At 72.2% G+C, this 26,647-nt stretch carries 22 protein-coding genes; 13 read left to right on the top strand and 9 right to left on the bottom strand.

Going from position 1 to position 26,647, the window contains the following annotated elements; translation table 11 throughout:
• Positions 1-40 precede the first annotated feature (40 nt).
• The 7 genes from HS045_RS12795 to HS045_RS12825 all read left to right on the top strand — a co-directional run bounded on the left by HS045_RS12795 (position 41) and on the right by HS045_RS12825 (position 10,042).
• On the top strand, positions 41-2,533 hold the full coding sequence (locus tag HS045_RS12795; protein ID WP_196451518.1) for an ATP-binding protein: 2,493 nt from the start codon (positions 41-43) through the stop codon (positions 2,531-2,533).
• A 311-nt stretch (positions 2,534-2,844) separates the two neighbouring features.
• Positions 2,845-5,154, top strand: a complete 2,310-nt coding sequence (locus HS045_RS12800) for a type IV secretion system protein (RefSeq protein WP_307827494.1) — start codon at positions 2,845-2,847, stop codon at positions 5,152-5,154.
• 6 nt (positions 5,155-5,160) lie between these two features.
• Positions 5,161-5,844 carry a hypothetical protein gene (locus tag HS045_RS12805; protein WP_196451520.1) on the top strand — a complete coding sequence of 228 codons (684 nt, stop codon included), beginning with the start codon at positions 5,161-5,163 and terminating at the stop codon, positions 5,842-5,844.
• The gene (locus HS045_RS12810) at positions 5,841-6,932 is read left to right on the top strand and encodes a C40 family peptidase (protein WP_196451521.1); all 1,092 of its coding nucleotides are present in this window, start codon (positions 5,841-5,843) and stop codon (positions 6,930-6,932) included. The genes HS045_RS12805 and HS045_RS12810 overlap by 4 nt, the downstream gene beginning before the upstream one ends.
• Before the next feature lie 42 nt (positions 6,933-6,974).
• On the top strand, positions 6,975-7,373 hold the full coding sequence (locus tag HS045_RS12815; RefSeq protein ID WP_196451522.1) for a (deoxy)nucleoside triphosphate pyrophosphohydrolase: 399 nt from the start codon (positions 6,975-6,977) through the stop codon (positions 7,371-7,373).
• 109 nt (positions 7,374-7,482) lie between these two features.
• Positions 7,483-8,541 (top strand): hypothetical protein, encoded by a 1,059-nt coding sequence (locus tag HS045_RS12820; RefSeq protein ID WP_196451523.1) that lies wholly within the window; start codon positions 7,483-7,485, stop codon positions 8,539-8,541.
• A 61-nt stretch (positions 8,542-8,602) separates the two neighbouring features.
• Positions 8,603-10,042, top strand: a complete 1,440-nt coding sequence (locus HS045_RS12825; protein WP_196451525.1) for a hypothetical protein — start codon at positions 8,603-8,605, stop codon at positions 10,040-10,042.
• A 189-nt stretch (positions 10,043-10,231) separates the two neighbouring features.
• Here HS045_RS12825 and HS045_RS12830 read toward each other — a convergent pair whose 3' ends face one another.
• From HS045_RS12830 to HS045_RS12865, 8 genes are all read right to left on the bottom strand, one after another.
• The gene (locus tag HS045_RS12830) at positions 10,232-10,993 is read right to left on the bottom strand and encodes a succinate dehydrogenase/fumarate reductase iron-sulfur subunit (protein ID WP_196451526.1); all 762 of its coding nucleotides are present in this window, start codon (positions 10,991-10,993) and stop codon (positions 10,232-10,234) included.
• A gap of 4 nt (positions 10,994-10,997) precedes the next feature.
• The gene (locus HS045_RS12835) at positions 10,998-12,911 is read right to left on the bottom strand and encodes a fumarate reductase/succinate dehydrogenase flavoprotein subunit (RefSeq protein WP_196451527.1); all 1,914 of its coding nucleotides are present in this window, start codon (positions 12,909-12,911) and stop codon (positions 10,998-11,000) included.
• A gap of 9 nt (positions 12,912-12,920) precedes the next feature.
• Complete coding sequence (locus tag HS045_RS12840; protein ID WP_196451528.1) at positions 12,921-13,706, bottom strand: hypothetical protein; 786 nt, start codon at positions 13,704-13,706, stop codon at positions 12,921-12,923.
• Positions 13,707-13,934: 228 nt separating this feature from the next.
• Positions 13,935-14,375 (bottom strand): response regulator, encoded by a 441-nt coding sequence (locus HS045_RS12845; RefSeq protein WP_196451529.1) that lies wholly within the window; start codon positions 14,373-14,375, stop codon positions 13,935-13,937.
• Between the two features lie 73 nt (positions 14,376-14,448).
• Positions 14,449-15,606, bottom strand: coding sequence for a PP2C family protein-serine/threonine phosphatase (locus HS045_RS12850; protein WP_196451530.1), 1,158 nt, complete (start codon positions 15,604-15,606; stop codon positions 14,449-14,451).
• 327 nt (positions 15,607-15,933) lie between these two features.
• Entirely contained in the window at positions 15,934-17,547 is a 1,614-nt protein-coding gene (locus tag HS045_RS12855) for a methyl-accepting chemotaxis protein (protein WP_196451531.1), read from the bottom strand.
• A 261-nt stretch (positions 17,548-17,808) separates the two neighbouring features.
• Complete coding sequence (gene chvE / locus HS045_RS12860; RefSeq protein ID WP_307827495.1) at positions 17,809-18,903, bottom strand: multiple monosaccharide ABC transporter substrate-binding protein; 1,095 nt, start codon at positions 18,901-18,903, stop codon at positions 17,809-17,811.
• A 147-nt stretch (positions 18,904-19,050) separates the two neighbouring features.
• Positions 19,051-19,983 carry a LysR family transcriptional regulator gene (locus HS045_RS12865; RefSeq protein WP_196451533.1) on the bottom strand — a complete coding sequence of 311 codons (933 nt, stop codon included), beginning with the start codon at positions 19,981-19,983 and terminating at the stop codon, positions 19,051-19,053.
• A 266-nt stretch (positions 19,984-20,249) separates the two neighbouring features.
• On the opposite strand from HS045_RS12865, the gene HS045_RS12870 reads away from it, so the two are divergent.
• The 6 genes from HS045_RS12870 to HS045_RS12895 all read left to right on the top strand — a co-directional run bounded on the left by HS045_RS12870 (position 20,250) and on the right by HS045_RS12895 (position 26,057).
• Complete coding sequence (locus HS045_RS12870) at positions 20,250-21,023, top strand: succinate dehydrogenase cytochrome b subunit (protein WP_196452756.1); 774 nt, start codon at positions 20,250-20,252, stop codon at positions 21,021-21,023.
• 65 nt (positions 21,024-21,088) lie between these two features.
• Positions 21,089-23,017 (top strand): fumarate reductase/succinate dehydrogenase flavoprotein subunit, encoded by a 1,929-nt coding sequence (locus HS045_RS12875; RefSeq protein ID WP_196452757.1) that lies wholly within the window; start codon positions 21,089-21,091, stop codon positions 23,015-23,017.
• A gap of 88 nt (positions 23,018-23,105) precedes the next feature.
• Positions 23,106-23,843, top strand: a complete 738-nt coding sequence (locus tag HS045_RS12880) for a succinate dehydrogenase/fumarate reductase iron-sulfur subunit (protein WP_196451534.1) — start codon at positions 23,106-23,108, stop codon at positions 23,841-23,843.
• Positions 23,844-24,397: 554 nt separating this feature from the next.
• The gene (locus HS045_RS12885) at positions 24,398-24,751 is read left to right on the top strand and encodes a winged helix-turn-helix domain-containing protein (RefSeq protein ID WP_196451536.1); all 354 of its coding nucleotides are present in this window, start codon (positions 24,398-24,400) and stop codon (positions 24,749-24,751) included.
• Positions 24,748-25,032, top strand: a complete 285-nt coding sequence (locus HS045_RS12890) for a hypothetical protein (protein WP_196451538.1) — start codon at positions 24,748-24,750, stop codon at positions 25,030-25,032. Before HS045_RS12885 ends, HS045_RS12890 begins: the two co-directional genes overlap by 4 nt.
• Positions 25,029-26,057 (top strand): NAD(P)-dependent alcohol dehydrogenase, encoded by a 1,029-nt coding sequence (locus tag HS045_RS12895; protein WP_230884016.1) that lies wholly within the window; start codon positions 25,029-25,031, stop codon positions 26,055-26,057. Before HS045_RS12890 ends, HS045_RS12895 begins: the two co-directional genes overlap by 4 nt.
• Before the next feature lie 28 nt (positions 26,058-26,085).
• On the opposite strand, the gene HS045_RS12900 is transcribed toward HS045_RS12895, so the two are convergent.
• Positions 26,086-26,646: a Clp protease N-terminal domain-containing protein gene (locus HS045_RS12900; protein WP_196451540.1), complete on the bottom strand. Its 561-nt coding sequence runs from the start codon at positions 26,644-26,646 to the stop codon at positions 26,086-26,088.
• Position 26,647: the final 1 nt, after the last annotated feature.

Here is a 26,647-nt window from a genome sequence, read left to right on the forward strand (position 1 = left end):
ACGGCGGCCCCCGGTCCGCACGACCGGCGGAGGGGGGCGCATGAGCCGCGCGTCGCGGGCCCGCAGCCGCCTCGCCGTCCGCTACTTCGACGACCGGATCCTGCTGACCGACTCCGCGGCGTGGGCCTACTTCCGCCTGCCGACCGTGAGCTACGAGTTCATCACCTCCGAGGAGCGCGAGGCGCTGGCCACCAACATCACGATCGCACTGGCCGCGATCCGGATGCCGGACGCCGAGGTGCACCTGCGGGTGGCCCACCGCACCTACCCGGCCGCCGAGTGGGCGCTGGCGCTCAACACCACCTCCGACGAGGGCCCCGGCTGGCGCGACTACCTGGAGGAGCTGTACCGGCACGTCTGGGCCAAGGACTTCTGGACCAAGGAGGTCTACCTCGGCGTACGGCTCGGCCCGCGCGGCGCGCAGCTGGGCGACGGGGTGTTCTCCCAGCTCTTCGGCTTCTACCAGCGCGGGGAGAAGGCCCTGGGCCTGGAGGACGACCACGTCCCCAAGGCCGAGGTCGCCAAGTGGACCGGCCACGCCGAACGGCTCGGCCGGGCCCTGGCCGCCAGCGCCCTCTACGCCCGGCACGCCGCCTCCACCGAGATCGCCTGGCTCTTCCAGCACGCCGCGACCGGCTCCCTCGGGGACCCGCCGCCCTCGGCCAGCCCGAAGCGGCGCTGGGGCAGGGGCGAGATCGAGTCCCTGGTCGAGGGGCAGATCCACAACGGCAGGTCGCTGCTGAGGGTCGAGCAGCCGCACGGCGAGTCCTACGTCGCCCACCTGTCCTTCGCCCGGTTCCCGGACCTGATGGCCTTCCCCGACGGCGAGCCGTGGATGCACTTCGCCGACCAGCTGCCCTTCCCGGTGGAGATCAGCTCCCGGATGCGGCTGATCTCGCCGGTCAAGGCCAGCAAGGACGTCGCGCGCAAGCTCGCCCACGCCCGCGACATGGACATCCACATCCGGGAGGCGGGCGCGGAGGCGCCGCTGGCCCTGGCCGAGCAGATCGACGCGGCCCGGATGCTGGAGCACGGCATCACCAAGGAGCGCCTGCCCTTCGTGTACGGCTGGCACCGGCTGATCGTGTCCGCGCCGACCGAGGAGATCTGCGTGCAGCGGGTCGAGGCGGTCGTCGAGCACTACCGCGACATGGGCATCGACATCGTCAACTCCACCGGCGACCAGTTCTCGCTGTTCTGCGAGGCGCTGCCCGGTGAGCGGGTCCGGGTCAACGCCTACGCCCAGCGGCAGCCGCTGCGCACCATCGCGGGCGGCATGGCCACGGCCACCGTGGACCTCGGCGACCGGGTGGACGAGACGAACGCCGGCTGGATGGGACCGTACATCGGCGAGACCCTGGGCCGGGCCCGCAGCATCGTGCACTTCGACCCGCTGGTGGCGGCGGCGCGCAACCGGCCGACGGCCATCGCGATCACCGGCGAGCCGGGCGGCGGCAAGACGACGCTGGCGCTGCTGATGATCTACCAGATGGCGCTGCGCGGGGTCACGGTCGCGGTGATCGACCCCAAGGGCGACGCCGACTCCCTGGTCCGGCTCCTGCAGGAGCGGGGCAGGAAGGCGCGGATCATCCCGCTCGGCTCGGCCGCGCCCGGCCTGCTCGACCCGTTCTCGTTCGGCGACGACCTCGCGGCCAAGAAGACGATGGCCACCGAGACCCTGCGGCTGCTGCTCCCGCGCATGTCGGAGGAGCGCGAGTCGGCGATGATCCAGGCGGTCGCGGCGGTCTCCAACGGGCCGGACCCCTCGCTCGGCAAGGTCGTCGACTTCCTGGAGCGGGCCGGGGACGCCGCCTCGAAGAACCTGGGCGCGGTGCTCCGCTCGATGTCGGAGATGCACCTGGCCCGGCTCTGCTTCGACCCCTCCGGCGGCGACCAGATCGACACCGAGGGCTGGACCACGGTCTTCACGCTCGGCGGGCTGATCCTGCCGGACGCCGCCACCGGCCGCGACGACTACTCCTACGAGCAGCGCCTGTCGGTGGCGCTGCTCTACCTCGTCGCGCAGTTCGCCCGGGGGCTGATGAACGGTCTCGACCGGCGGGCGCCGAAGGCGATCTTCCTGGACGAGGCCTGGGCGATCACCTCCACGCCGGAGGGCGCCAAACTGGTGCCCGAGGTGAGCCGGATGGGCCGCTCGCGCAACACGGCGCTCGTGCTGGTCTCGCAGAACGCCGGCGACCTGCTGAACGAGCAGGTGACGAACTGCCTGTCGTCCGTCTTCGCCTTCCGCTCCACCGAGCGGATCGAGGTGGAGAACGTGATGGCGCTGCTCGGGGTGGACCCCTCCGAGGAGCACAAGGCGGTGCTGCGCTCCCTGGGCAACGGCGAGTGCGTCTTCCGCGACCTGGACGGCCGGGCGGGCCGGATCGGGGTGGACCTCGTCTCCGGTGAGCTGCTGAGACGACTCGACACCAATCCGACACATGACAAGCCCGACGACAACGTGCACGATCTGTCGGGGGGCGACAGAGTCGGCAGGCCGGGGACGACGGCGCTGGAGGCGAGGTCATGAAGGGCTCCGACGAGGGACTGAGGCGTTCCGGGCTGGGACGTTCCAGGTCGAGGCGTTCCGGATCGGGACGTCCTGAGCCGGGACGTTTCGGGCTGAGGCGTTCCCTGAGGGAACGGTGGACGGACCGGGCGGCGCGCGGACCGTTCCGACGGCCGGAGGGTCCGCGGCCGGAGGGTCCGCGGCCGGAGGGTCCGCGGCCGGGACTCCGGGGATCCGGCGGGCGGCGGCTGAACCGGCGATCGGGCCGGCGACTGGGCCGACGACTGGGCCGACGACTGGGCCGGCGGCTCGCCGTCGCGCTGGTGGCGGTCGTGGCGCTCACGGCGCTGCCGCTGGCGTTCCCGACCGGCGGGTCGATCGCCGCGGCGGCGGCGCCCTGCGACCTCTCCCCGGACCTGGCGCCCGAGGTGGTGGGCGGCGGGGTGGACGGCCTGGTCAAGCCGCCGCCCCCGGACGCGGCCGTGGGGGCCGCCGCGCCGCCCCCGGCCGTCCAGACGAACTACGCCACCTACGGCATGAGCGGCCTGTTCTGGCACACCCACGAACTGGGCTGCGACGACGTCGCCGCGGTGCTGGGCAACGCCTGGGCCAACACGGTCTTCTCCTGGGCCAAGGCGCTGGACCGGCTGACCATCACGACCTACCAGGCGGCGGCCAGCGAGGGCCCGCTGGAGGCGATCAAGAACGTCGTCGACGACATCGTGATCAGGCTCTCCGACGCGATGTACTGGCCGTTCCTGCGGCCGGTGGTGATCCTCGGCGCGATCTGGCTGGCGTGGTACGGGCTGATCCGCAAGCGCGCGACCACGACCGCCGAGGGCGTCATCTGGATGGTCCTCGCGGTCACCGTCGCGGTCTGGTTCTTCAGCCGCCCCGGCGACTTCACCGGATTGGGCAAGACCGTCACCGACAAGACCGGAGAGGTCGTCAACTCGGCCTTCTCCGGCCTGCCCGGCGCGGGCGGGGCCTCGTGCCTGCCCGCCAAGGGGGAGACGGCCCCGCAGGCGCAGCCCGGCGGCTACGGCCGGACCGGCACGCCGAGCATCGACCAGAACGCCGACGCGCTCTGGTCGACCCTCGTCTGCAAGCCGTGGCTGATGGGCATGTTCGGAACCGCCGACCCCGAGTCCCCCGCGGTGAAGAACTTCGGCGCCAAGGCGCTGGACATCCAGGCCCTGGACCTGGCCGAGCAGAAGGCCACCCAGACGCCGAACACGAGCGCCCACCAGGCCCGCTACGAGGAGGAGATGGCCAAGTACATCGAGAGCAGCCCGGTCTACTTCCTCTTCCAGGGCAAGGACTGGACGAACCGGCTGGGCATCGCGATCGGCGCGCTCCTGGCCGCGATGGTCGCCGGGACGCTGATCTTCCTGGTCGCGGTCTCGCTGCTGGCGCTCAAGGTCGGGTTCCTGCTCCTGCTCATCCTCGCCCCGGTCTTCCTGCTGATCGGGGTGCATCCGGGCTCCGGCCGGATCATCGCGATGCGCTGGGTGGAGATGCTGGTCGGCACGCTGCTCCGGCAGGCGGTGCTGGCCCTCGTGCTGGGCGTGCTGGTGTACGGCTACGCGCTGATCATCTCCACCGCGATGCCGTGGGGCATGCAGGTCATGTTCATGGCACTGCTGACGATCGCGGTCTTCTTCTACCGGCGGCCGTTCCAGCACCTGTTCGCCTCGATGGACGGGCACACCCTCACCACCCGCATGCTGGGCGACGCGGCCAGCGCGCCGACCCTGCAGCGCGCGGCGGGCGTGCTCCCGCCGGTCGCGGCGGCCCGGGCCGGCCGGTGGGGCATGCGCAAGGCCGAACCCCTGCTGCAGGCGGCCGCGGTCGCCGGCGGCGCGGGCGCGGGCGCGGCCGCGGCGGTCGCCCAGGGCCGGGTCCGGGGCCAGGAGGACGCGGGGGGCACCCCCTCGGGCGCCCGGGTCCCCGTCGCGGCGCAACCCGCGCCGCTGGACGCCGACGCCAAGGCCGCCGGGCGCCGGGCCGCCGCGGGCCGCCCGGTCACCACGGCCCGCCCCGGTGCGGCGCCTCCGCTCGACCTCTCCGGGAACCGTACGGCGGGCGGCGCGGCTCCCACGCGCTCGGGCGGCTCCGGCGGGGGCGGCGGCTGGTTCGGCGGGCGGGCCGGCGGCTGGGCCCCGCGCGGTGGTTCGGGGTCCGGCGGGGGAGCGGCCCCGGCTCCGTCGGGCGGGCGGTCCTCCTCCGGAGGCGGCGGCCGGTCCGGCGGGAGCGTCTTCGGCGGGTCCCGGGGGTCGTCCGGGTCGGGTTCGCGCGGCTCCTCGGCGGGCGCGCGGAACGGCGGCGGGTCCCGGAGCTCCTCGGGATCGGGCGGGAGCATCTTCGGCGGCGGGTCCCGGAGCTCGTCCGGGTCCGGGGGGAGCGTCTTCGGCGGCGGGTCCCGGAGCTCGTCGGGTTCGCGCGGCTCGTCCGGGTCCGGCGGAAGCGTCTTCGGCGGCGGGTCCCGGGGCTCTGCGGGAGGCCCGTCGAGGAGCGGCGGCGCGGACAGGCCGTCCGAGGCGCCCCCGCTCTGGCTGCCGAGCAGGTCGGACCGGGGCCGACGGGCCGACGAGGCCCCCACGCCGTTCTGGCTGCGCCCCTCCGGACCGGACGGGGACTGACGGACGATGGCCAAGATCGGTGGCCGCAGGGGGATCGTCTTCGCGGTCCTCGTCGGGCTCCTGGCGGCGGTCGGGATCTACCTGACCATGTGGGAGAGCGGGTGGGAGAAGGAGACGGACGGCGGGCGGGCGCAGGCCGGGCCGGCGGGCGTCAGCGGCACCGGGACGGAGCCGGGGGCGGGGCGGCAGGCGAGCCCGGAGCCGCCGCGCCCGTCGGCGACGGCCAGCGACGCGCCGTTCGACGTCTACTCCTACCTGCCGATGACCAAGCAGGAACTCGCCGCCGCCGCCGACTACGCCGAGCGGTTCACGGCCGAGTACGGCACCTACGCCCATGACGAGGACCCGGCGGCCTACGGGGACCGGCTGAAGGGCTACGCCACGACGGAGTTCGCCGAGGTCCTGGTGCGGGCCCGCACGTCGCCGGGGTTCGTCGAGGCGAACCGCGCCGACGAGGTGGTCTCCACCGCTTCGGCGAAGGTGCGGCAGATCCGGCAGGTCCAGGACTCCTCGGTGGTGTTCGTGGTCGCCTGCACCGAGCGGGTCGCCGCGAAGAGCGGCGCGACGGAGCGCACCGACGAGTACGCCGTCACGCTCGTCCCGGTCGGAGCCGACTGGCGGGTCCACGACCTGCAGCCCGCCGACGAGGGCCAGGAGGGGGACGAGCGGCCCTCCGGGACCGGCGGATGAGCGACGACGGCAGGAAGGTCCGGATCGGAGCGGTCCTGGCCGCGGTGGGGCTCTGCCTGGTCGGGCTGATCATGGCTCCGATGATGATGGTGAGCACCTTCCCGACGATCACCGGCGGGGGGCTGCCCGACTGCGAGGAGACCGCCGGGCGGGCGGACGGCGAGTCGCAGACGGCGGTGTCCGACATCCCGCCGGAGTACCTGGAGCTCTACCGCGAGCACGGCGAGGAGGTCGGCGTCCAGTGGAACGTGCTCGCCGGGGTCGGCAAGCGCGAGACCGACCACGGGCGCTCCACGCTCCCGGGCGTGCGCAGCGGCACCAACAGCGCCGGGGCGGCCGGGCCGATGCAGTTCCTGATCAGCACCTGGGGCGGGAAGGCGAAGATCAAGATCCCGTCGGAGTTCAACGGCTACGCCTCCGACGGCGACGGCGACGGATGGGCCGACGTCTACAACCCGGCCGACGCCATCCTCGGCGCGGCGAAGATGCTCAAGCGCAACGGCGCGCCGGAGAACGTGCGGCGCTCGCTGTTCGTCTACAACCGGGCCTGGTGGTACGTCGACCAGGTCATGGAGATCGCCGGGAGGTACGCCGAGGACGGCGCGGTCAGCGTCCCGCCCGAGGCGGAGCCGGCCTGCGACGAGCCGCTGGTCGAGGCGGCCCCGGACGACGTGGTTGCGCAGATCCTGGAGTACGCGCTGGCTCAGCGCGGCAAGCCGTACCTGTGGGGCGGAACCGGACCGGACGCGTTCGACTGCTCGGGGATCGTCTACATGGCCTACCGGAGCGCGGGCCTGTCCATCCCGCGCACCACGTTCGGCCAGTGGCCGTTCGGCGTGCAGGTCTCCGCGGGCGAGGAGCAGGCGGGCGACCTGGTCTTCTTCAACTCCGGCCCCGGTACCGGCCCGGACCGGCCCGGGCACGTCGGCATGGTGGTCTCGCCCGGCAAGATGATCGAGGCCCGGTGCCGCCTGTGCGGGCCGATCAAGGTCACCTCCTACCGCGGGCGGACCGGCATCGTCGGCTTCACCCGCCCCCTGCAGAATCCGGCGGTCCAGGAGCAGCTCAGGCTGAAGGCGCAGGGCTGAGCCGCGACGCGCAGCGTCGCCGTTGATGCAGAATCAGGGTCCATGAGAAAAGTCGTCGTGGGAGCGGCCATCGTCGACGGGGCGGGCCGGCTGCTCGCCGCGCAGCGCGCCGAACCGCCGGAGCTGGCGGGGGGCTGGGAGTTCCCCGGAGGGAAGGTCGATCCGGGGGAGGACGACCACACGGCGCTGGTCCGGGAGTGCCGCGAGGAACTGGGCGTCCTGATCGAGGTCGGGGCGGCGGTCGGCGGCGACTGGCCGCTGAGCGGGGACTCCGTGCTGCGGGTCTGGCTGGCGTCGGTGGTGGAGGGGGTACCGGAGGCGAAGGAGCACCGGGAACTGCGCTGGCTCACCCTCGACGAGGTGGACGGGGTCCCCTGGCTGCCCGCGGACCTGCCGATCGTCCGAGCCGTGCGAGAACTGCTCGGCGGGATTGAACGGTAGCTGATCGTGACATAACTGCTACAGAGCGTGTTGTCGTCATGCGTTCGCATCGGGGGATCGGAGACGCGCGGTGACCGTACTGTACAGAAGATGGTGGAAGTACGCGGCGATGGTGTCGGCGCTGGGGACGGGGGTGCTGCTCCCGGCCGGCTGGCCGGCCGGGCACGCGTTCGAGCCGGAGCCCGTCGCCCCCCCGCTCGATCTGCTCGGAGCGGCCGTGCCGGTCCCGTCCCTGGTGCCCGTCCCGCCGGTGCCGCCCATCGCGCCGGTCCCGCCCGTCCCGTTCCGGCCGCCCACCCGGCTGCCGGGCAAGCCGTCCCCCAAACCGTCCCGGCCCGCACCGCTGCCCGACCGGACGATGCCGTCCAGGAGTCCGGGGACCCTCCAGGAGGACGTCGGGGAGGGCGCGGCGGCCGTTCCCGCGCCGGGGCATCTCACCTTTCCGGTTCCCACCGGCGCGATGGTCCCGCCCGTCCCGCTGCTCACGCCGCCGGAGGCGGACGACGGGCGGCCGTGCGCGTGCGGACCCGAGGATCTGCTGCCCGTCCCGGGGGAGACGGAGGAGGGGGCCGGCGCGGAGCCGTACGAGGTCTTCTACGACTTCCAGGGCGTGGAAGGGCTGCCGGGGACGGGGCGTCCGCGCCGTCCCGGCAGGGGCGGGGCGGCGCCGAAGCGGCCGAGGGCGCAGACCGGTGCGGAGACGGCGGCGCAGGGGGAGGCCCCGGCCGCCGAGGAGCCCATGGGGGTCGCCGGGACCGCGGGCCTGGCGGCTCCCGCCCCGCTGCCCGCACCCGCACCCGCACCCGTACCCGCACCCGCTCCGGCTCAGGCTGCGGCTCCGGCGTGGGTCTGGCCGCCCCCGCCGTGGGCGTGGCCGGCTCCGGCGGGGCAGCCGCCCGTGACCTGGCCCACCCCGGAGATCCGGATGCCGACGGCCGTGCCCTCTCCGACCGAGGCCCGGTCGCAGGGTGGCGCGCCGCTACCGCTGGAGGTGAGCGGCCGGAGCCGGGAGATCGAGATCACCGCGGAGACGGAACCGGCGGTGGAGATGCGGGGACTGCCCGCCACGGGGGTCGCGATCGGCGGCCTGCTCTGCCTGCTCTGGCTGCAGGCGAAAGTGCAGCAGAAACGTGCCATGCGGGCGATGCGCGAAGAACAGCTTTGCTGATAATTTTACCCGGCTGGTATTTTCTTGACTGAGTCGCCCGGGAATCGCACGGAGGCAGCCGGTGACGAGATCCCACCGCACGGCAGCCGTCTCGGCCGTGCTCGTGTCGCTGGGGCTGAGCGCGGTGGTCGTGACCGCCGCCGCCTCGCTCGCCGGGGCCGGTGAGGCCGCCGCGGCCACCGGGACGGTCCGCGCCGAGCCCTCGCAGATCCCCGGATGTGACGTCGATCCCGCGGCCGAGTGCCAGGACCTGCCCGAGGAGCCCGAGGAACCCGCACCGGTCGTCACGGTCACGGTGACCGCCAACCCCGACGGGACCGTGCCCAAGCCCGCCACCAGCACGCCGGGACAGGTGACGGTCACCGCCACGGTGACCGCGTCGCCGAAGAAGCCCGCCAAGGCGACCGCGACCGCCGCGACCACCACCTCGGCTCCGCCGCCGGCGCCGACGCAGACCGTCCAGCAGCCGGTTCAGCCGCCGGTTCAGCCGCCCGTGAACCCCGTCGAGCCGCCGGTGACCCCAACTCCCGAGACCGAGGCGGCGGAGCCGCAGTTCCCCGTCGCCGAGCCGAGCCCGACGGGGACGCTGCCGACCGCGGCGCCCGAGCAGAGCCCCAGCACGTTCGCCGAGTCCGACCCCGCCGCGGTGCCGTACGAGATCCGCAACGCGACCTCCGGCACCAGTCCGGCGGTGCTGAGCCAGCAGCTCGGCATTCCGGCGCTGATCCTCGTGCTGCTCGTGCTGTTCGGGGTCCTGATCTTCGAAGGGAGGCTGCGCCGCCTGGCGCACGCCGCCGCCGTCCGCAGGGCCGGTCCCCGGGTGGCCGATCCCCGCGGCTACCCCGTGGGGCCGGGTTACGCCGCCGCTCCGGGACTGCCGTACGGGAGCCACCAGGGGGGCACGGCCTACGCCCCGATCATCAGCTTCGTCCCGATGCAGATGTATCCGCAGGTCCACCCCGAGGCCTATCCGGCCGGCCGGCCCTACGACCCGGCCGGCGCGTACCTGCCCCCGCCGGGTTTCGCCGAGCCGTACCCGTACGGCGCCTCCGAGCAGCACCCGTACGAGCAGCACCCGTACGGGCCGTCCGAGCAGTATCCGCAGGGGCCGTCCGAGCAGCGCCCGCACGGGCCGGAGGCGGCGGGGGAGATGTTCCAGGGACAGGCACCGTCAGGAGCGATGTTCCGGGAGCAGGCGCCGCCGGCCGGGCCCGCGCCCTCCGGGGAGTTCCGCGGCGGACCGCTTCCGCCGTACGGTGACCCGTTCCCGAGGGATCCCGCCCTGTCCGATCCGCTGCCCCGGGACCGCTTCCCCCAGGATCCGGCGTCGCCGGGCGGCGACCGGCTCCCGCAGGATCCACCGCCTGCCGAGGACCGGTCTCCGGCCGGTCCGGAGGGCGACGCGCCTTCGCCCGCGGGTCCCGCGGCCACGGCCGTCTACCCCCTGCCGGGGCAGGAGCCGAAGAAGAAGCGCCGCCTCTTCGGCCGCGGCCCGAAGTAGCGCGGAGGCGGCCGGGCCGTACGCCCGGCCCTGTACGGCCCGGCCGTACGCCCGGTCCCGTACGGGACGACGGGACGCCCGGCCGAACGGGGACGCGGCTCGGAGTGGTGCGGAGGAGCCTGACCGGACGCGGACGGCCGGTCACGCGGGAACGTGACCGGCCGTCGGGGAAGGGCCGCGGGACGGAACCTAGCTCTTCGAGCCGGAACGCTTGAAGATCTTGTTGCCCAGCCAGACCAGCGGGTCGTACTTGCGGTCGACGACGCGCTCCTTCATCGGGATCAGCGCGTTGTCCGTGATCTTGATGTGCTCGGGGCAGACCTCGGTGCAGCACTTGGTGATGTTGCAGTAGCCGAGACCGTGCTCCTCCTGCGCGGCGTCCTTGCGGTCGACCACGTCGTAGGGGTGCATGTCCAGCTCGGCGATCCGCATCAGGAAGCGCGGACCGGCGAAGCCGGGCTTGTTCTCCTCGTGGTCGCGGATCACGTGGCAGACGTTGTTGCACATGAAGCACTCGATGCACTTGCGGAACTCCTGGCTCCGCTCGACGTCGATCTGCTGCATGCGGTACTCGCCCGGCTTCACGTCGGCCGGCGGGGTGAAGGACGGGATCTCCCGGGCCTTCTGATAGTTGAACGACACGTCCGTGACCAGGTCCTTGATCACGGGGAACGTCCGCATGGGCGTCACCGTGATGGTCTCGTCCTCGGTGAAGGTGGACATCCGGGTCATGCAGCCGAGCCGGGGCTTGCCGTTGATCTCCATCGAGCAGGACCCGCACTTGCCGGCCTTGCAGTTCCACCGGACGGCCAGGTCGGGGGCCTGGGTGGCCTGGAGCCGGTGGATGATGTCGAGGACGACCTCGCCCTCGTTCACCTCGACGGTGAAGTCCTCCAGCCTGCCCTCGCCGCCCTCGCCCCGCCAGACGCGGAACTTCGCCTTGTAGCTCACGGCTCTACTCCTTCACCAGCGCGTCGAAGTCGGCCAGTTCCTCTGAGGTGATGTACTTCTCCAGCTCGGCCCGGTCGAAGAGGGTGATCAGGTCGTCCCGCATCGCGGGCTGGACCTTCTCCTCGACGGTCACCGCCGAGCCGTCGGGGGAGGCTCCGCAGACCAGCAGCCTGCGCCGCCACTCGGCCGACATGCCGGGGAAGTCGTCGCGGGTGTGGCCGCCGCGGCTCTCCTCGCGCAGCAGCGCCGCCCTGGCCACGCACTCCGACACCAGCAGCATGTTGCGCAGGTCCAGCGCGAGGTGCCAGCCGGGGTTGTAGATCCGGCCGCCGGCCGCGCCGACGTTCCGCGCCCGCTCCTTGAGCTTCCCGACCGCCTCCAGCGCCTCGGTGACCTCGTCGGCGTTGCGGATGATGCCGACCAGTTCGTTCATGGTCCGCTGCAGCTCCTGGTGGACCTCGTAGGGGTTCTCCCCCGAGCGCTCCAGCGGGGCCAGCGCCTCGGTCCTGGCCGCGGCCACCGACTCCTCCGGGACCGACGGCCGGGCCGCCAGCCGGTCGACGTAGGCGGCGGCCCCGGCCCCGGCCCGGCGGCCGAAGACCAGCAGGTCGGAGAGCGAGTTGCCGCCCAGCCGGTTGGACCCGTGCATGCCGCCGGAGACCTCGCCCGCCGCGAACAGGCCGGGGACGGCGGCCGCGCCGGTGTCCGCGTCGACCTCGACGCCGCCCATGATGTAGTGGCAGGTCGGGCCGACCTGCATCGGCTCGGCGGTGATGTCGACGTCCGCCAGCTCCTTGAACTGGTGGTGCATCGACGGCAGCCGCCGGACGATCTCGGCGGCCGGGAGCCGGGTGGAGACGTCGAGGTAGACGCCGCCCTGGGGCGAGCCGCGCCCGGCCTTGACCTCGGCGTTGATGGCGCGGGCCACCTCGTCGCGGGGGAGCAGCTCCGGAGGGCGCCGGTTGTTGGCCTGGTCGGTGTACCAGCGGTCGCCCTCCTCCTCGGTCGTGGCGTACTTGTCCTTGAAGACCTCGGGGATGTAGTCGAACATGAAGCGCCTGCCCTCGGAGTTGCGCAGCACGCCGCCGTCGCCCCGGACGGACTCGGTGACGAGGATGCCGCGGACCGACGGCGGCCAGACCATCCCGGTCGGGTGGAACTGGATGAACTCCATGTTGATCAGCTTCGCCCCGGCCAGCAGCGCCAGCGCGTGGCCGTCCCCGGTGTACTCCCAGGAGTTGGAGGTGACCACGTAGGACTTGCCGATGCCGCCGGTGGCCAGCACCACCGCGGGTGCGTCGAACAGGATGAGCCTGCCGTGCTCCCGCCAGTAGCCGAACGCGCCGGCGATGGCGCCGCCGGGGCCGTGCGCGGGGCCGTGGTCCTTCAGCAGCCGGGTGATCGTGCACTCGGCGAAGACCTTGATGTACGCCTCGGCGTCGCCGTGCAGCCGCTCGTCCTCCTGCTGGAGCGCGACCACCCGCTGCTGGAGCGTGCGGATCATCTCCAGGCCGGTACGGTCGCCCACGTGGGCCAGCCGGGGGTACTCGTGCCCGCCGAAGTTGCGCTGGCTGATCTTCCCGTCCTTGGTGCGGTCGAACAGCGCGCCCCAGGCCTCCAGCTCCCAGACCCGGTCCGGGGCCTCCTTGGCGTGCAGCTCGGCCATCCGCCAGTTGTTGAGGAACTTGCCGCCGCGCATGGTGTCGCGGAAGTGCACCATCCAGTTGTCGTCGCTGTTGACGTTGCCCATGGCCGCCGCCGCGCCGCCCTCCGCCATGACGGTGTGCGCCTTGCCGAACAGCGACTTGCAGACGATCGCGGTGCGCTTGCCCTGCTGCCGGGCCTCGATGGCCGCCCGCAGCCCTGCCCCGCCGGCGCCGATGACGACGACGTCGTATTCGTGACGCTCGATTTCCACAGGTGATCCTTATGCGAACGGGAAGGAGACGATGCCCTTGGCGACCAGCCGTACGTAGAGGTCGGCGCCCATGACCGAGAACATGGAGACCAGGGCCAGTTCCTGGTGCTTGGCGTTGAGCTTGGAGACGACGGTCCACGCCTTGTAGCGGACGGGGTGCCGGGAGAAGTGGGTCAGGCGGCCGGCCGTGATGTGGCGGCAGGAGTGGCACGAGAGCGTGTAGAGGTTGATCAGGATCGCGTTGGCGATCAGGATCCACGTGCCGAGGCCCGCCGGCTTGTGGACGAGCGCCAGCACCGCGTCGTAGGCGAGGATCAGGCCGATCACGATCGCCGCGTAGAAGAAGTAGCGGTGCACGTTCTGCAGGATGAGCGGGAACCGCGACTCACCGGTGTACGTGCGGTGCGGCTCGCCGACGGCGCACGCCGGCGGGGAGAGCCAGAAGCCCCGGTAGTAGGCCTTGCGGTAGTAGTAGCAGGTGAAGCGGAACCCCGCGGGCAGGCCGAGGATGAGGATGCCCGGCGGCCAGGTGTACCAGTCGCCGAACGGGGCGAGGCCGAACAGGCGGGCCTCCTCGGGACAGCTCGTCGCCAGGCACGGCGACGCGAACGGCGCGTGGTACGGCGAGACGAAGTAGTCCATATCGAAGATCGCCCACGTGGCGTAGACGAGGAACGCCGTGAAGATGATGAAGGTGACCAGCGGATAGCGCCACCACTGGTCGGTGCGTAGGGTGCGCTCCTTGATCTGTGCGCGCTGCCTTCTGGCCGGGCTGTCGGCCGCTGTCTGGGTCATCGAGACCTCTCCACCTCCCGCGGACCCTGCTCGCAGGGGGTCCGGGTCGTTTTCAGTCGTGCCGCGCGCCGAGCCGCCGCGGCGGCTCACACGGGCGCGCGGACGTTGGTGGGGGATACGTTACGACGGGACCCGGAGCTTGTGTGAGAAGCATCACTCACATTTTCACGGACCAGGTGTGATTCCTGTCACTTCGGTCCGGCGGCGGAGGCGGCGCGCGGGAAGCGCTCAGTCGGCGCTGGGCAGCTTCACGACGGTGACGAAGAAGTCGTCGATCCGCCGGACCACGCTGATGAACTGCTCGAAGTCCACGGGCTTGGAGACGTAGGCGTTGGCGTGCAGGTTGTAGCTGCGCAGGATGTCCTCCTCCGCCTCGGAGGTGGTCAGCACGACCACCGGGATGCGGCGCAGGTCCTCGTCGCCCTTGATGTCCTGGAGCACCTCGCGGCCGTCCTTGCGGGGCAGGTTGAGGTCGAGCAGGATCAGGTCGGGACGGGGTGCGTCGGCGTAGCCGTCCTCCCTGCGGAGGAAGGCCATGGCCTGCTCGCCGTCGTTGACGACGTGCAGCTTGTTCCTGACCTTGTTGAGCTCGAACGCCTCCTTGGTCAGCAGGATGTCGCCCGGGTCGTCCTCGACCAGCAGCACGTCGATCCAGCGCATCTCGTTCATTCGCGTCTCCAGGAGGAAGGGCCGGGCGGACCATGGTCCCACGGGCCGGCGGTCGGGAAGGGGACGTCGGCCGTCAGGCGCTCCGCGGCCCCCTGGCGATGAGCACGGTGGCCAGGTCGTCGGTGAGCGCCTCCTCGTTCAGCTCGATGACCCGCTCGATGAGCCGGTCGAGGTGGACGCCGCCCTGGTCGGCGATGAGCCGCAGCAGGCCCTCGGTCCCGAGCAGGTCGGGGCCGCCTCCCACGGTGGCCTCGATCAGGCCGTCGGTGTAGAGCAGGACGGACCACTCCTGGCCGAGCGAGACGTCGATGGGCGTCCAGTCCACGTCCGGGAAGATGCCCAGCGGCGGCCCGGAGGGGGTGCCCGGCGTCACCTCGGTCACGCCGTCGCGGATCAGCACGGGCGGCGGGTGACCGACGACGTGCAGGCGGGCGTGCTCCAGCGACGGGTCGACGGTCATCGTGCAGAGCGTGGTGAAGATCTCCGCGGACTTGCGTTCGAGTCGGAGGACCGCGTCGAGCGTGTGCAGCACGTCGTTGCCGGTGTGCCCGGCCAGGACCAGCGTGCGCCAGGCGATCCGGAGCGCCACCCCCAGCGCGGCCTCGTCGGGACCGTGCCCGCAGACGTCGCCGACCACCACGTGCACGGCGCCGTCGGGGCTCTGCACGGTGTCCCAGAAGTCCCCGGCGAGCAGCGTCCGCTGGCGGCCGGGCAGGTAGCGCGACTCGTGGTGGAGGGTTCCCGGCTCCAGCAGGGGGACGGGCAGCAGCCCGTGCTCCAGGCGGGAGTTCTCCTTGGTGACGAGCTCGGCCTCGACCAGCCTGCGCTGGGCCATGTCGGCGCGTTTGCGCTCCATGGCGTAGCGGACCGCGCGGATCAGCAGGCGGGCGTCGATGTCCTGTTTGACGAGGAAGTCCTGGGCTCCGGCGGCGACCGCCTCCACGCCCACGTGCGAGTCGTTGAGCCCGGTCAGCACGAGCACGGCGGCGTGCGGGGCCATCGCCAGCACCTGCTGGAGCGCCTCCAGGCCGTGGGCGTCGGGCAGGGAGAGGTCGACCAGCACGCACGCGACCTCGTCGGTCAGCCGGATCAGGCTCTCCGCGAGGCTGCGCACCCAGATGATCTTCGGAGGGTTCTCCGCCTCGTTGAGCAGCTCTTCCACGAGGAAGGCGTCACCCGCGTCATCCTCGATCAGGAGGATCGTGAGTGTTTCGTTGGGAGGGGCGGTCACGAACGCCTCTTCGTGGGGTCGGGGGAAACATGGCAGCTCTACGAGAATAGTGCTGCCACCCCGGTGATGCGGATGGGTGATCGAATCCGCCGTCCGGCCGGGGTCCCCTCGGCGTCCGGCTCCGGGCGGCGTTCGGCTCCGGGTGGTCCTCGGTGTCCGGCTCTGAGCGGTGTCCGGCTCTGAGCGGTGTCCGGCTCCGGGCGGCGTCCGGCTCCGGGCGGCGTCCGGCTCCGGGCGGTGTCCGGCTCCGGGGGGTCCTCGGCGCCCGGACCGCCGGGATCCGGGCGCCGAGGACACGGGCGGGCCCACCCGGGGCCACCGACGACCTCAGCAGCGGAAATGCGCCACCAGGTCGCGCAGCTCGCCCGCCATCACGTTCAGCTCGCCCACCGCCTGCTGGGAACGCGCCACGCTCTCGGTGGTCGTCTGCGACGCCCGCGCGATCTCGGCGATGTTCACCGCGATGTCGCGCGAGCCCTCGGCCACCGCGGTGACGCTGCGGCTCATCTCGTTGGTCGTGGCGGTCTGCTCCTCCACCGCGCTGGCGATGACCCCCTGGGAATCGTTGATCTGCCCGATCACCGAGCTGATCCGGCCGATCGCGGTCACCGCCCCGGCCGTGTCGTCCTGGATCGCCTGCACCCGCCGGGAGATGTCCTCGGTGGCCCGCGCGGTCTCCTGCGCCAGTTCCTTGACCTCGCTGGCCACCACCGCGAAGCCCTTGCCCGACTCCCCGGCCCGCGCCGCCTCGATGGTGGCGTTGAGCGCCAGCAGGTTGGTCTGCTCGGCGATCGAGGTGATCAGCGCGACCACGGTGGCGATCTCCCGGGAGGACTCGCCCAGCTTGCCGATCTGCACGGTCGTCTGGCCGGCGACCTCGACGGCCTGCCCGGCCACCCGGGCGGCGCCCAGCGCGCTGCCGGCGATCTCCTGGATCGAGGCGCCCATCTCCTCCGACCCGGTGGCGACCATCTCGACGTTCTGCGAGACCGACGCGGCGGTGTCGGAGACGGCCTGGGCCTCGGTGGCGGCGCGGCGGGCCGAGGCGGCCACCGCGTCGGTGGCCGAGGCCATCTCCTGGGCGGCGGCGGCCACCGCCCGTGCCGAGGCCGACACCGAGGCGACCACGTTGCGGACGCTGGCCTGGGCCTGGTCCATGGCGCGGGCCATCTGGCCGACCTCGTCGGTGGTGGTCACGTCGCTGGTGACGGTCATGTCGCCGTCGGCCATGGCGGTCAGGGAGCGGCGCACCCGCAGCAGCGGGCGGGTGATGGAGATGACCACGACGCGGGCCAGGCCGGCCAGGATGACGGCGGTGACGAGCACGGTGATGAGGATCAGCCGGGTGGCCTGCTCGCGGCTGGCGGCGGCGTCGGCGGTGGCCTGCTCGATGCTGCGGGCGAAGAAGGCGCGCTCGTTGCGGGTGACGGCGCTGGTGAGGTAGTTGTCGACGCCGATCTGCTCCCAGCTGCGCCGGGCCTGGGACTGGTCGGCGGCGGCGCTGTCGACGAAGCGGCCGATCACGTCGGTGTAGTCGGTGAAGGCGGTGGTGATGCGGGTGATGGAGGCGCGCTGGTCGGCGGGCACGTCGATGGCCTGCAGGTGCTGCAGTGTCTTGTGGGTGGCGGTGGTCTGGGCCTGCAGGGTCTGGCGCTGCTGGGCGGGGGTGTCGCGGATGACGGCTTCCAGGCCGTTGACCTTCAGGTCGGCGGCCAGGCGGTCGAGTTGCAGGACGACGGCGTTGGCCTCGTTGAGGCGGCCGAGGCGTTCGTTGGCGGTGTCGACGGCGCGGTTGTTGACGACGGTGACGGCGAAGCAGGCGGTCAGGGCCAGGAGGCTGGCGCCGACCAGGGTCATGAGTTTGACGGCGATGGGCCGGTTGAGGAAGCCGGTGGCCAGGCGGCCTCGGCGTCGGGGGGCGGGGTGGGGCGGGGTGTTCATGGAAGAGGGCTCCTTAGGCGACAAGCGTCGGGCGTCGGTGGCGCTGCACGGTCACGGGGCAGGGGGCGGCGGCCCGCCGGGCCCGCCGGGGCGCGGACCAGGGCCGGGGCGGGGCGCGGATGCGGCGGCCGGCCGGGCGGACGGCCGGGCCCGCCGGTCGGCGAGGTCCGGCCGCACGGCGGTCCGGCGGATCCGGTGGGACCGGCGGACCCCGCAGGGCCGACCTGCCGGGCGGTCCGCCGGATCCGGCCCGAGAGGCGGTCAGCCGCTGAGCTGCTCGGCGGTGTAGTAGCCGCCGTCGACGAGGATCCGCTGGTAGTTCGACTTGTCGACCTCCACCGGCTGCAGCAGGAAGGTGGACATGACCTTCACCCCGTTGTGGTACTGCTCGGTGTCGTTGACCGGGGGCGTCTCGCCCCGCAGCAGCATGTCGGTCATCCGGACCGCGACCTTGGCCAGCTCACGGGTGTCCTTGAACACCGTCTGGACCTGCCCGCCGCCGCCGGCGATCAGCTTCACCGAGTCCACCTCCACGTCCTGCCCGGTGATGACGGGCAGGGGCTTGGCGGCGGTGCCGTACCCGCCCGCCTTGAGGGCATCGGTGATCCCCAGGGACATCCGGTCCAGCGGCGAGAGCACCGCGTGGAGGGGGGCCGAGCCGTAGTGCTTGGTCAGCAACCCGGCCATCCGGGTCTGGGCGAGCTTCCGCTCGTAGCCGACGGTGCTGACGTCGGCGAACTCGTGCTTGCCGCTTCTGAGCACCAGCTTCCCGGAGGAGATGTGGGGCCGCAGCACGCTCATCGCGCCGTTGAAGAAGAACGTGGCGTTGTTGTCGGTGGGCGACCCGGCGAACAGTTCGAGGTTGAAGGGGCCCTTGGCCGTGGCGAGCTTGAGCCGGTCGACGATGGCCTTGCCCTGCAGCACGCCGACCCGGAAGTTGTCGAAGGTGGCGTAGTAGTCGACGTTCGGGGTGCCCCGGATCAACCGGTCGTAGGAGATCACCGGGATGTCGTCCGCGGCGGCCTTCTCCAGCGCGTCCTTCATCAGAGGACCGTCGATGGCGGCGATGATCAGAGCCTCGACCCCGTTGTCCACCATCTCCTCGACCTGGTCGGCCTGGGCGGCGGCGTCGTCCTCGGCGTACTTCAGATCGGTCGTGTAGCCGAGCAGCTCGAACTGCTTCTTCATGTTGTCGCCGTCCTTGACCCAGCGCGGCCGCGCCGTCGTGGGCAGCGTGATCCCGATGGTGCCCTGGGCGGCCGGTTCGGCGACCGCCGCACCGTCGACGGCGCAGCCCGCCGCCGACAGCATCAGCGCGCCCATCGCAATGGCGATCTTCGAAATCGTGCCACGCACCTTCGTCCTCCAGCAGGTCGTTCGGGGAGTTCACCCGCCGGAGGACGTCCTCCGGGGGCAAGGAGCGGAGACCACCGCTCTTCCAGGCAAATCGACTCCCCGGACTGCGAACTGAACGAAACCCGGCAACGGATCACGGCGGCGGGTTCAGTTCTCGGCGACCAGCTCGACCCCTGGCGGGAGGCTGCCGTCGTGGGCGGCCTCGGCGAGGAAGAACAGCAGCGTGGCGCGGAACGCCTGGGCGGCGCGGGTGGGTTCGACGTCCTTGCGATGGGCGATGGCGATCGTACGGCGCAGCCCCGGCGGCGCCAGCGGCGTCCCGGTCAGCCCCGGGCGGCCGTCCAGGACCATCGAGGGCACGAGCGCGACGCCCAGGCCCGCCTCCACGAAGCGGAGCACGGCGTCCATCTCCCCGCCCTCCACCGTGAAGCGCGGTTCGAACCCCGCCTGGCGGCACGCGCTCAGCGTGGCCTCCCGCAGGTCGTAACCGCGCCGGAACATCACCATCGGACGCCCGCGCAGGTCCTCGATCCGCAGGTACGGCCTGCGCGACCGGGTGATCGAGGGGGAGACGACCACCAGGTTCTCCCGCAGGATCTCCTCGGTGACGAGGGAGGGGTCGTCGCTCTGCAGCGGCATGATGATCAGTGCCAGGTCGAGCTGGCCCCGGGCCAGCGCCCGGACCAGGTCGCGGGAGCCGTCCTCCTCCACGAGCAGCTCGATGCCGGGGTAGGCGCGGTGGAAGCGGGCCAGGGCGTCGGCCATCAGCCCGGCGCAGAGCGAGGGGGTGGCGCCCAGCCGTACCCGGCCCCGGCGCAGCCCGGCCAGCTCGCCGATCTCCCGCCGGGCGGTGTCGGCGTCGGCGAGCATGCGGCGGGCCAGCGGGAGCAGCGCCTCCCCCGCGGGGGTGAGGGTGACGTTGCCCCGGGCGCGGCTGAGCAGCGGCGCACCGAGCTCGGCTTCCAGGGCCTTGATCTGCTTGCTCAGCGACGGCTGTGCGACGCGCATCCGCTCGGCTGCCTGGGTGAAGTGCCGGGCCTCGGCGACCGCCACGAAATAGGCCAGTTGCTGGAGCTGCACGCTTCCCTAGCGTAGGGATCCCCCGGCCCCCGATCCGGGGCGGGGTCGCCCACGGGGGAGAACGGTCACCGCGGCCTCCCGGCCGCGACGCGCAGCGTCGCCGTGAACGTCGCCGTGAACACTGTGAGATTGCTCGCACCCGCTGACACGGTGTCATCGCCCAAGCTCCAGGACGCAGAAGCAATAGCCGTCGGCTATGGAAACCACGCCCGTGATGACTTGGACGGGACCAAAGTCCTTTTCTTAGCTTCTGGGTCGTGACTGCCATGATTGAGCGCGGAGCCTCCACCGCGCAGGTCGACCCCCCCGCGGGCGCTCCCGCGAAGCCCGTGACGCCTCCCAGGGCCGCACCCGCCAGGAAGAAGGGCGGGTTCCTCGGTTCCTCCAACGGGAGGAAGGCCGTGATGGCCGTCACGGGCGCCGTCCTCGTGCTGTTCCTCGTCGGCCACATGGTCGGCAACCTCAAGGCGTTCCTCGGTGCCGACTCCTTCAACGAGTACGCCACCTTCCTGCGCACCATGGGCGCACCGCTGCTCACCTACCGGGTGGCGCTGACGGTCGTGGAGGTGGTGCTCGCCGTCGCGATCGTCCTGCACATGTGGGCGGCGATCACGCTGGCCCGCCGGGCGGGCAGGGCGCGGCCGGTCAAGTACGCGGCCAGGCGCAAGTCCCAGGCGAACGGCTACGCCGTCCACACCATGCGCTACGGCGGCGTCATCGTCCTGCTCTTCGTGGTCTACCACCTGCTCGACCTGACGATCGGCGTGGTCAACCCGGCCGGCTGGGGCGGCACGCCGTACGAGCGCCTGGTGGCGAGCTTCGCGCCCGAGCGCTGGTGGGTCACCGCCTTCTACGTGGTGGGCGTCGTCATGGTCGGCCTGCACCTGCGCCACGGCCTGTGGAGCGCCCTGCAGACCCTCGGCCTGGCGAGCGGCCGCAGCCACCGTCCGCTGAAGGCCGCGGCCGCCGCGGTCTCCGCGGTGCTGGTCCTCGGCTTCCTCGTGGTCCCCGTCGCGGTCATGATCGGAGTCATCAAGTGAGCGAGCGTAGCGAACACGTCGGCGAGCACAGCGGTTCTGCGAACGTGCCCGACGAAGGAGGGCGCGTGGGCAGGCACTACACCGAGGGCGAGCCGATCCGCGACACCAAGGCTCCGGCCGGTCCGATCGAGGAGCGCTGGGAGAAGCGGAAGTTCGGCGCCAAGCTGGTCAACCCGGCCAACAAGCGCAAGATGCACGTCATCGTGGTCGGCACCGGCCTGGCCGGCGGTTCGGCCGCCGCGACCCTCGGCGAGCTCGGCTACAACGTCACGTCGTTCTGCTACCAGGACTCGCCCCGGCGCGCGCACTCGATCGCGGCGCAGGGCGGCATCAACGCCGCCAAGAACTACCGCGGCGACGGCGACTCGATCTACCGGCTGTTCTACGACACCGTCAAGGGCGGCGACTTCCGCGCCCGCGAGTCGAACGTCTACCGCCTGGCCCAGGTCAGCGTGAACATCATCGACCAGGCCGTGGCGCAGGGCGTGCCGTTCGCCCGCGAGTACGGCGGCCTGCTCGACACCCGCTCCTTCGGCGGGGCCCAGGTCTCCCGGACCTTCTACGCCCGCGGCCAGACGGGTCAGCAGCTGCTGCTCGGCGCCTACCAGGCCCTGGAGCGGCAGATCGCGGCCGGGACCGTGAAGATGAACACCCGCCACGAGATGCTCGACCTGATCGTCAGCGACGGCCGGGCGCGCGGCGTCATCGTCCGCGACATGGTGACCGGCGAGATCGAGCGGCACCTCGCCGACGCGGTCGTGCTGGCCACCGGCGGCTACGGCAACGTGTTCTTCCTGTCCACCAACGCCAAGGGCTGCAACACCACCGCGATCTGGCGGGCGCACCGGCGCGGCGCGATGTTCGCCAACCCCTGCTACACGCAGATCCACCCGACCTGCATCCCGGTCAGCGGCGACTACCAGTCCAAGCTGACCCTGATGTCGGAGTCGCTGCGCAACGACGGCCGCGTCTGGGTGCCGGTCAAGGCCGGCGACACGCGCCCCGCCGCGGAGATCCCCGAGCAGGAGCGCGACTACTACCTGGAGCGCATCTACCCGGCGTTCGGCAACCTGGTCCCGCGCGACATCGCCTCCCGGGCCGCCAAGAACGTCTGCGACGAGGGCCGCGGCGTCGGCCCCGGCGGGCTGGGCGTCTACCTCGACTTCGCCGACGCGATCAGCCGGCTCGGCCGCGACGCCGTGGAGAAGAAGTACGGCAACCTGTTCGAGATGTACGAGCGCATCACCGGCGAGGACCCGTACAGCCAGCCGATGCGCATCTACCCCGCCGTGCACTACACGATGGGCGGCCTGTGGGTGGACTACGACCTGCAGTCCACCATCCCGGGCCTGTTCGTGGTCGGCGAGGCCAACTTCTCCGACCACGGCGCCAACCGCCTCGGCGCGTCCGCGCTGATGCAGGGCCTGGCCGACGGCTACTTCGTGCTGCCGACCACGATCGGCGACTACCTCGCCAACGGCCCCTACGGAGAGGTCGACGACGAGGCCGTGGCCGAGGCCGAGGCCGCGGTGCAGAGCAAGATCGAGAGGCTGCTCTCGGTGAACGGCACCCGCACCGCCGACTCCTACCACCGCGAGCTGGGCAAGCTCATGTGGGACTACTGCGGCATGGAGCGCACCGAGGAGTCCCTGCGCAAGGCGCTGGAGCGGATCCCCGAGCTCCGCGAGGAGTTCTGGCGGAACGTCAAGGTGTCCGGCACCGCCGACGAGCTCAACCAGGCGCTGGAGCGGGCCGGCCGGGTCGCCGACTTCTTCGACCTGGCCGAGCTGATGTGCATCGACGCCCTGCACCGCACCGAGTCGTGCGGCGGCCACTTCCGGGCCGAGTCGCAGGACGCCGACGGCGAGGCCCTGCGCGACGACGAGAACTTCGCCTACGTCGCGGCCTGGGAGTACGGCGAGCAGGGCCCGGTCCTGCACAAGGAAGCCCTGGAATACGAGTACGTCACGATGAGCCAGCGGAGCTACAAGTGAGCGAGCGCAGCGAGCGAGCCAATAGGCACAGCAATATCATTCGTGCCCGCGATCTTGGGCGAGTGAGCGTAGCGAGGGAGCCGCGGGCATGAATCTCACACTCAAGGTCTGGCGCCAGCGCGGGCCGCAGGACAAGGGCCGCATGGTCACCTACCGGGTCGAGGACGTGTCCCCGGACATGTCCTTCCTGGAGATGCTCGACGTGCTCAACGAGCGGCTCATCCTGGAGGGCGACGACCCGATCGCCTTCGACCACGACTGCCGCGAGGGCATCTGCGGCATGTGCGGCATGGTCATCAACGGCTACGCCCACGGCGAGCAGGTGGCGACCACCACCTGCCAGCTGCACATGCGGCACTTCGAGGACGAGGCCGTCATCACCGTCGAGCCGTGGCGCGCCGCGCCGTTCCCGGTGGTCAAGGACCTGGTCGTGGACCGCTCGTCGTTCGACCGGATCATCCAGGCGGGCGGCTTCATCTCCGTCCCCGCCGGATCGGCCCCCGACGCGCACAGCGTCCCGGTGAAGAAGGCCGACGCCGACGCCGCGTTCGACGCGGCCACCTGCATCGGCTGCGGCGCCTGCGTGGCGGCCTGCCCGAACGGCTCGGCCTCCCTCTTCACCGCCGCGAAGATCACCCACCTGTCCCTGCTCCCGCAGGGCCAGCCCGAGCGCGACTCCCGCGCCCGGGCCATGGTGGAGCAGATGGACGCCGAGGGCTTCGGCGGCTGCACCAACACCGGCGAGTGCACGGCGTCCTGCCCCAAGGGCATCCCGCTGGACACCATCGCGCAGATGAACCGGGACTACCTCAGGGCGTCCAAGTGACCTGAGGGGCGTATGCTCCCTTCCTGCCGGGCGGTGGCCCGGCCTCCGGCGTGAGCCACCGCGGGCCGCACCTTCGTGGGGAGGTGCGGCCCGCGGGGTCTTCCGGGGCGGTCAGCGGATCCCGCGGGTCTCGAAGGCGGGATGACCCGGCGGCAGGGCGTCTGCCCGCCTCCGGCGACCTCCCGGAGCAGCGGCCGCGTCGTCCGGGCGGGCCCGGGAACTCCTCCGGCGCGCTCGCCGCCGCCCGGCGGTGCCGCAGACGCCTCCTCGTCGGAACCGGCCCGCGGAGCGAGCAGGCGGGGATCCTCTGTGCGATCCACCGCTCCTCCTTCTCCTCTCTTCCTTTCTCTTCCTTCTCCTTCTCCTTCTCCTTCTCCCCGGACGTCGCGTTCCCCTCGAACGCGCCGAGCCCGCCGTGGCGCGCTCGCAGCCGCGCGCGGCCGGCACGGTCGTGGCGCGTTCCCGGCACTCCCCGGCGCAGTCGGTCTGTCGCCGTCCGGCGTGGCATGCTACGGTTTCACCTATAAGAAAATTCTTACAGGTGAAGGAATGCGATGACGGAGGATCGGCCGACAGGCGACGACCTGGTCGCGGTGCTGGCCGCGCTGGCCAATCCGCTGCGGCTGCGCATCGTCGCGCGCCTGGCCGGCGGCCGTGACTACGTGAGCCGCCTGGCCCGCGAGATCGGCATCAGCCGCCCGCTCCTCCACATGCACCTGCAGCGGCTGGAGGCCGCCGGCCTGATCGTCGGCACCCTCGAGCTGTCGGAGGACGGCAAGGCCATGAAGTACTACGAGGTCGCGGACTTCGACCTGCGGCTGACCCCCCCGGCGCTCGCCGAGGCGGCCGAGACCCTGACCAGATCGGACCCGGAGAAGGGTCCCACCCCCAAGGAGCAGCGCTCATGAACCTCGGTGCGGCCGAGACGACCACCTGGCCCGGTACGGTCCTCATCCTCGGAGTGCTGCTCCTGGCCCTGGTCTTCCTCATCGCCGTCATGGCGAACTTCCAGGAGCTCCGCAAGACGAAGCTGCTGGCGGCCCGGGAGGAGGACCTGCGGCAGCTCGTCCGCCGTTACGAGCAGCTCGCCGAGAACACCCTCGACGCCCAGCAGCGGACCGCCGCCGACCTGGCGGAACTGCGGTCGCGCACGACCTCGATCGAGCAGATCCTGCGGACCGTCGAATGACGGAGAACGGAGAGCACGCCGTGTCCACACCCGAGACGGGCCAGACGACCACGATGAGGGCGATCGTCCGGGACCGGTACGGTTCCCCCGACGTCCTGCGCCCGGAGGAGACCGGCAGGCCGGTGGCCGGGGACGGCGAGGTGCTGGTGCGCGTCCACGCGGCCGCCGTCAACTCCGCCGACGGCAAGCTGCTGCGGGGCGAGCCGTCGCTGATCCGCCTCATGGGGTACGGCGTGCTCCGGCCCAGGCAGCGGATCCTGGGCCGGGACTTCGCCGGCCGGGTCGAGGCGGTCGGCCGGAACGTGCGGGATCTCCGTCCCGGGGACGAGGTGTTCGGCGAGGCGGACGGCGGGGCCTTCGCCGAGTACGTCTCCGTCCGGGAGGGCGCGCTGGGGCCGAAGCCGGAGAACCTGACGTTCGAGCAGGCGGCCGCGGTGCCCCTGGCGGGGAGCACCGCCCTGCAGGGCCTGCGCGACCGGGCAGAGGTGCGGCCGGGGCAGCGGGTCCTGGTCAACGGCGCGTCGGGGGGCGTGGGCACGTTCGCCGTGCAGATCGCCAAGGCGCTCGGGGCGGAGGTGACCGGCGTGTGCAGTGCGAGGAACGCCGCCCTGGTCCGCTCGCTCGGCGCCGACCACGTCGTCGACTACGCGGCGGAGGACTTCGTCCGGGGCGGGCGGCGCTACGACGTCGTCCTGGACGTGGCGGGGAACCGCTCGCTGCGGGATCTCCGGCGCGTACTGACCGCCTCGGGGACGCTCGTCCTGTGCTCGGGCGACGGAGGCCGCCGGATCGGCCCCATGGGCCGCATCGTCGGCGCGCTCGCGCTCTCGCCGTTCACGGGCCGGCGCCTGCGCCCGCTCGCGGCGAAGACGACCGCGGAGAGCCTGGCCGCCCTCAAGGAGCTCGTCGAGGCCGGGAAGGTCGTCCCGGCCGTCGACAGGACGTATCCGCTGAGCGGGGTCCCCGAGGCCATGCGCTATCTGGAAGAGGAGCACGCCCGGGCGAAGGTCGTCATCACCGTGTGAGTCGCGGCCCTCCGCCCGGCGCGGCGGCTCAGCCCAGTTCGGCGACGAGCTCCTGGCGCAGGGTCTCCAGGTCGATGCCCGCCCCGGACAGGACGCGGTGCGCCGGGCCGGGACCGGCGCGCAGGACGCCCAGGAGGAGGTGGCCGTCGGAGATGTGCCGGTGCTTCAGGGCCAGGGCCTCGCGCAGGGACAGCTCCAGGGCCTTCTTCGCCGGGGCGGTGAAGGCGATGTGCCGGCCGCTGACCAGGCGGCCCCGGTGGGTGCGCTGCGGCGGCCGGTCCAGGGCGCCGGGGCCGAAGGCGGCCTCGACCCGCTCCCGGATGGCGGACAGGTCGATGCCGATCGTCTCCAGCGCGTCGGCGTCGAGCCGATCGCCCGCGCGCGGCGGGATCATGTCGAAGACGGACCGGTAGGCCCGCTCGTGGTCCAGGCCGTGCCGGGTCAGCAGCCGGGCCGAGACGCTCTCCGGCCGGTCGAGCAGGCCCAGCAGGAGGTGCTCGCCGCCGATGAAGTGGTGGTTGAGCCGCCGGGCGTTGTCCTGGGCGAGCTTGACGGCCTGGCGGGCGTCCTGGGTGAACCGTTCGAACATG

The organism is Planomonospora sp. ID82291 (assembly GCF_015711645.1).
GTDB lineage: Bacteria > Actinomycetota > Actinomycetes > Streptosporangiales > Streptosporangiaceae > Planomonospora.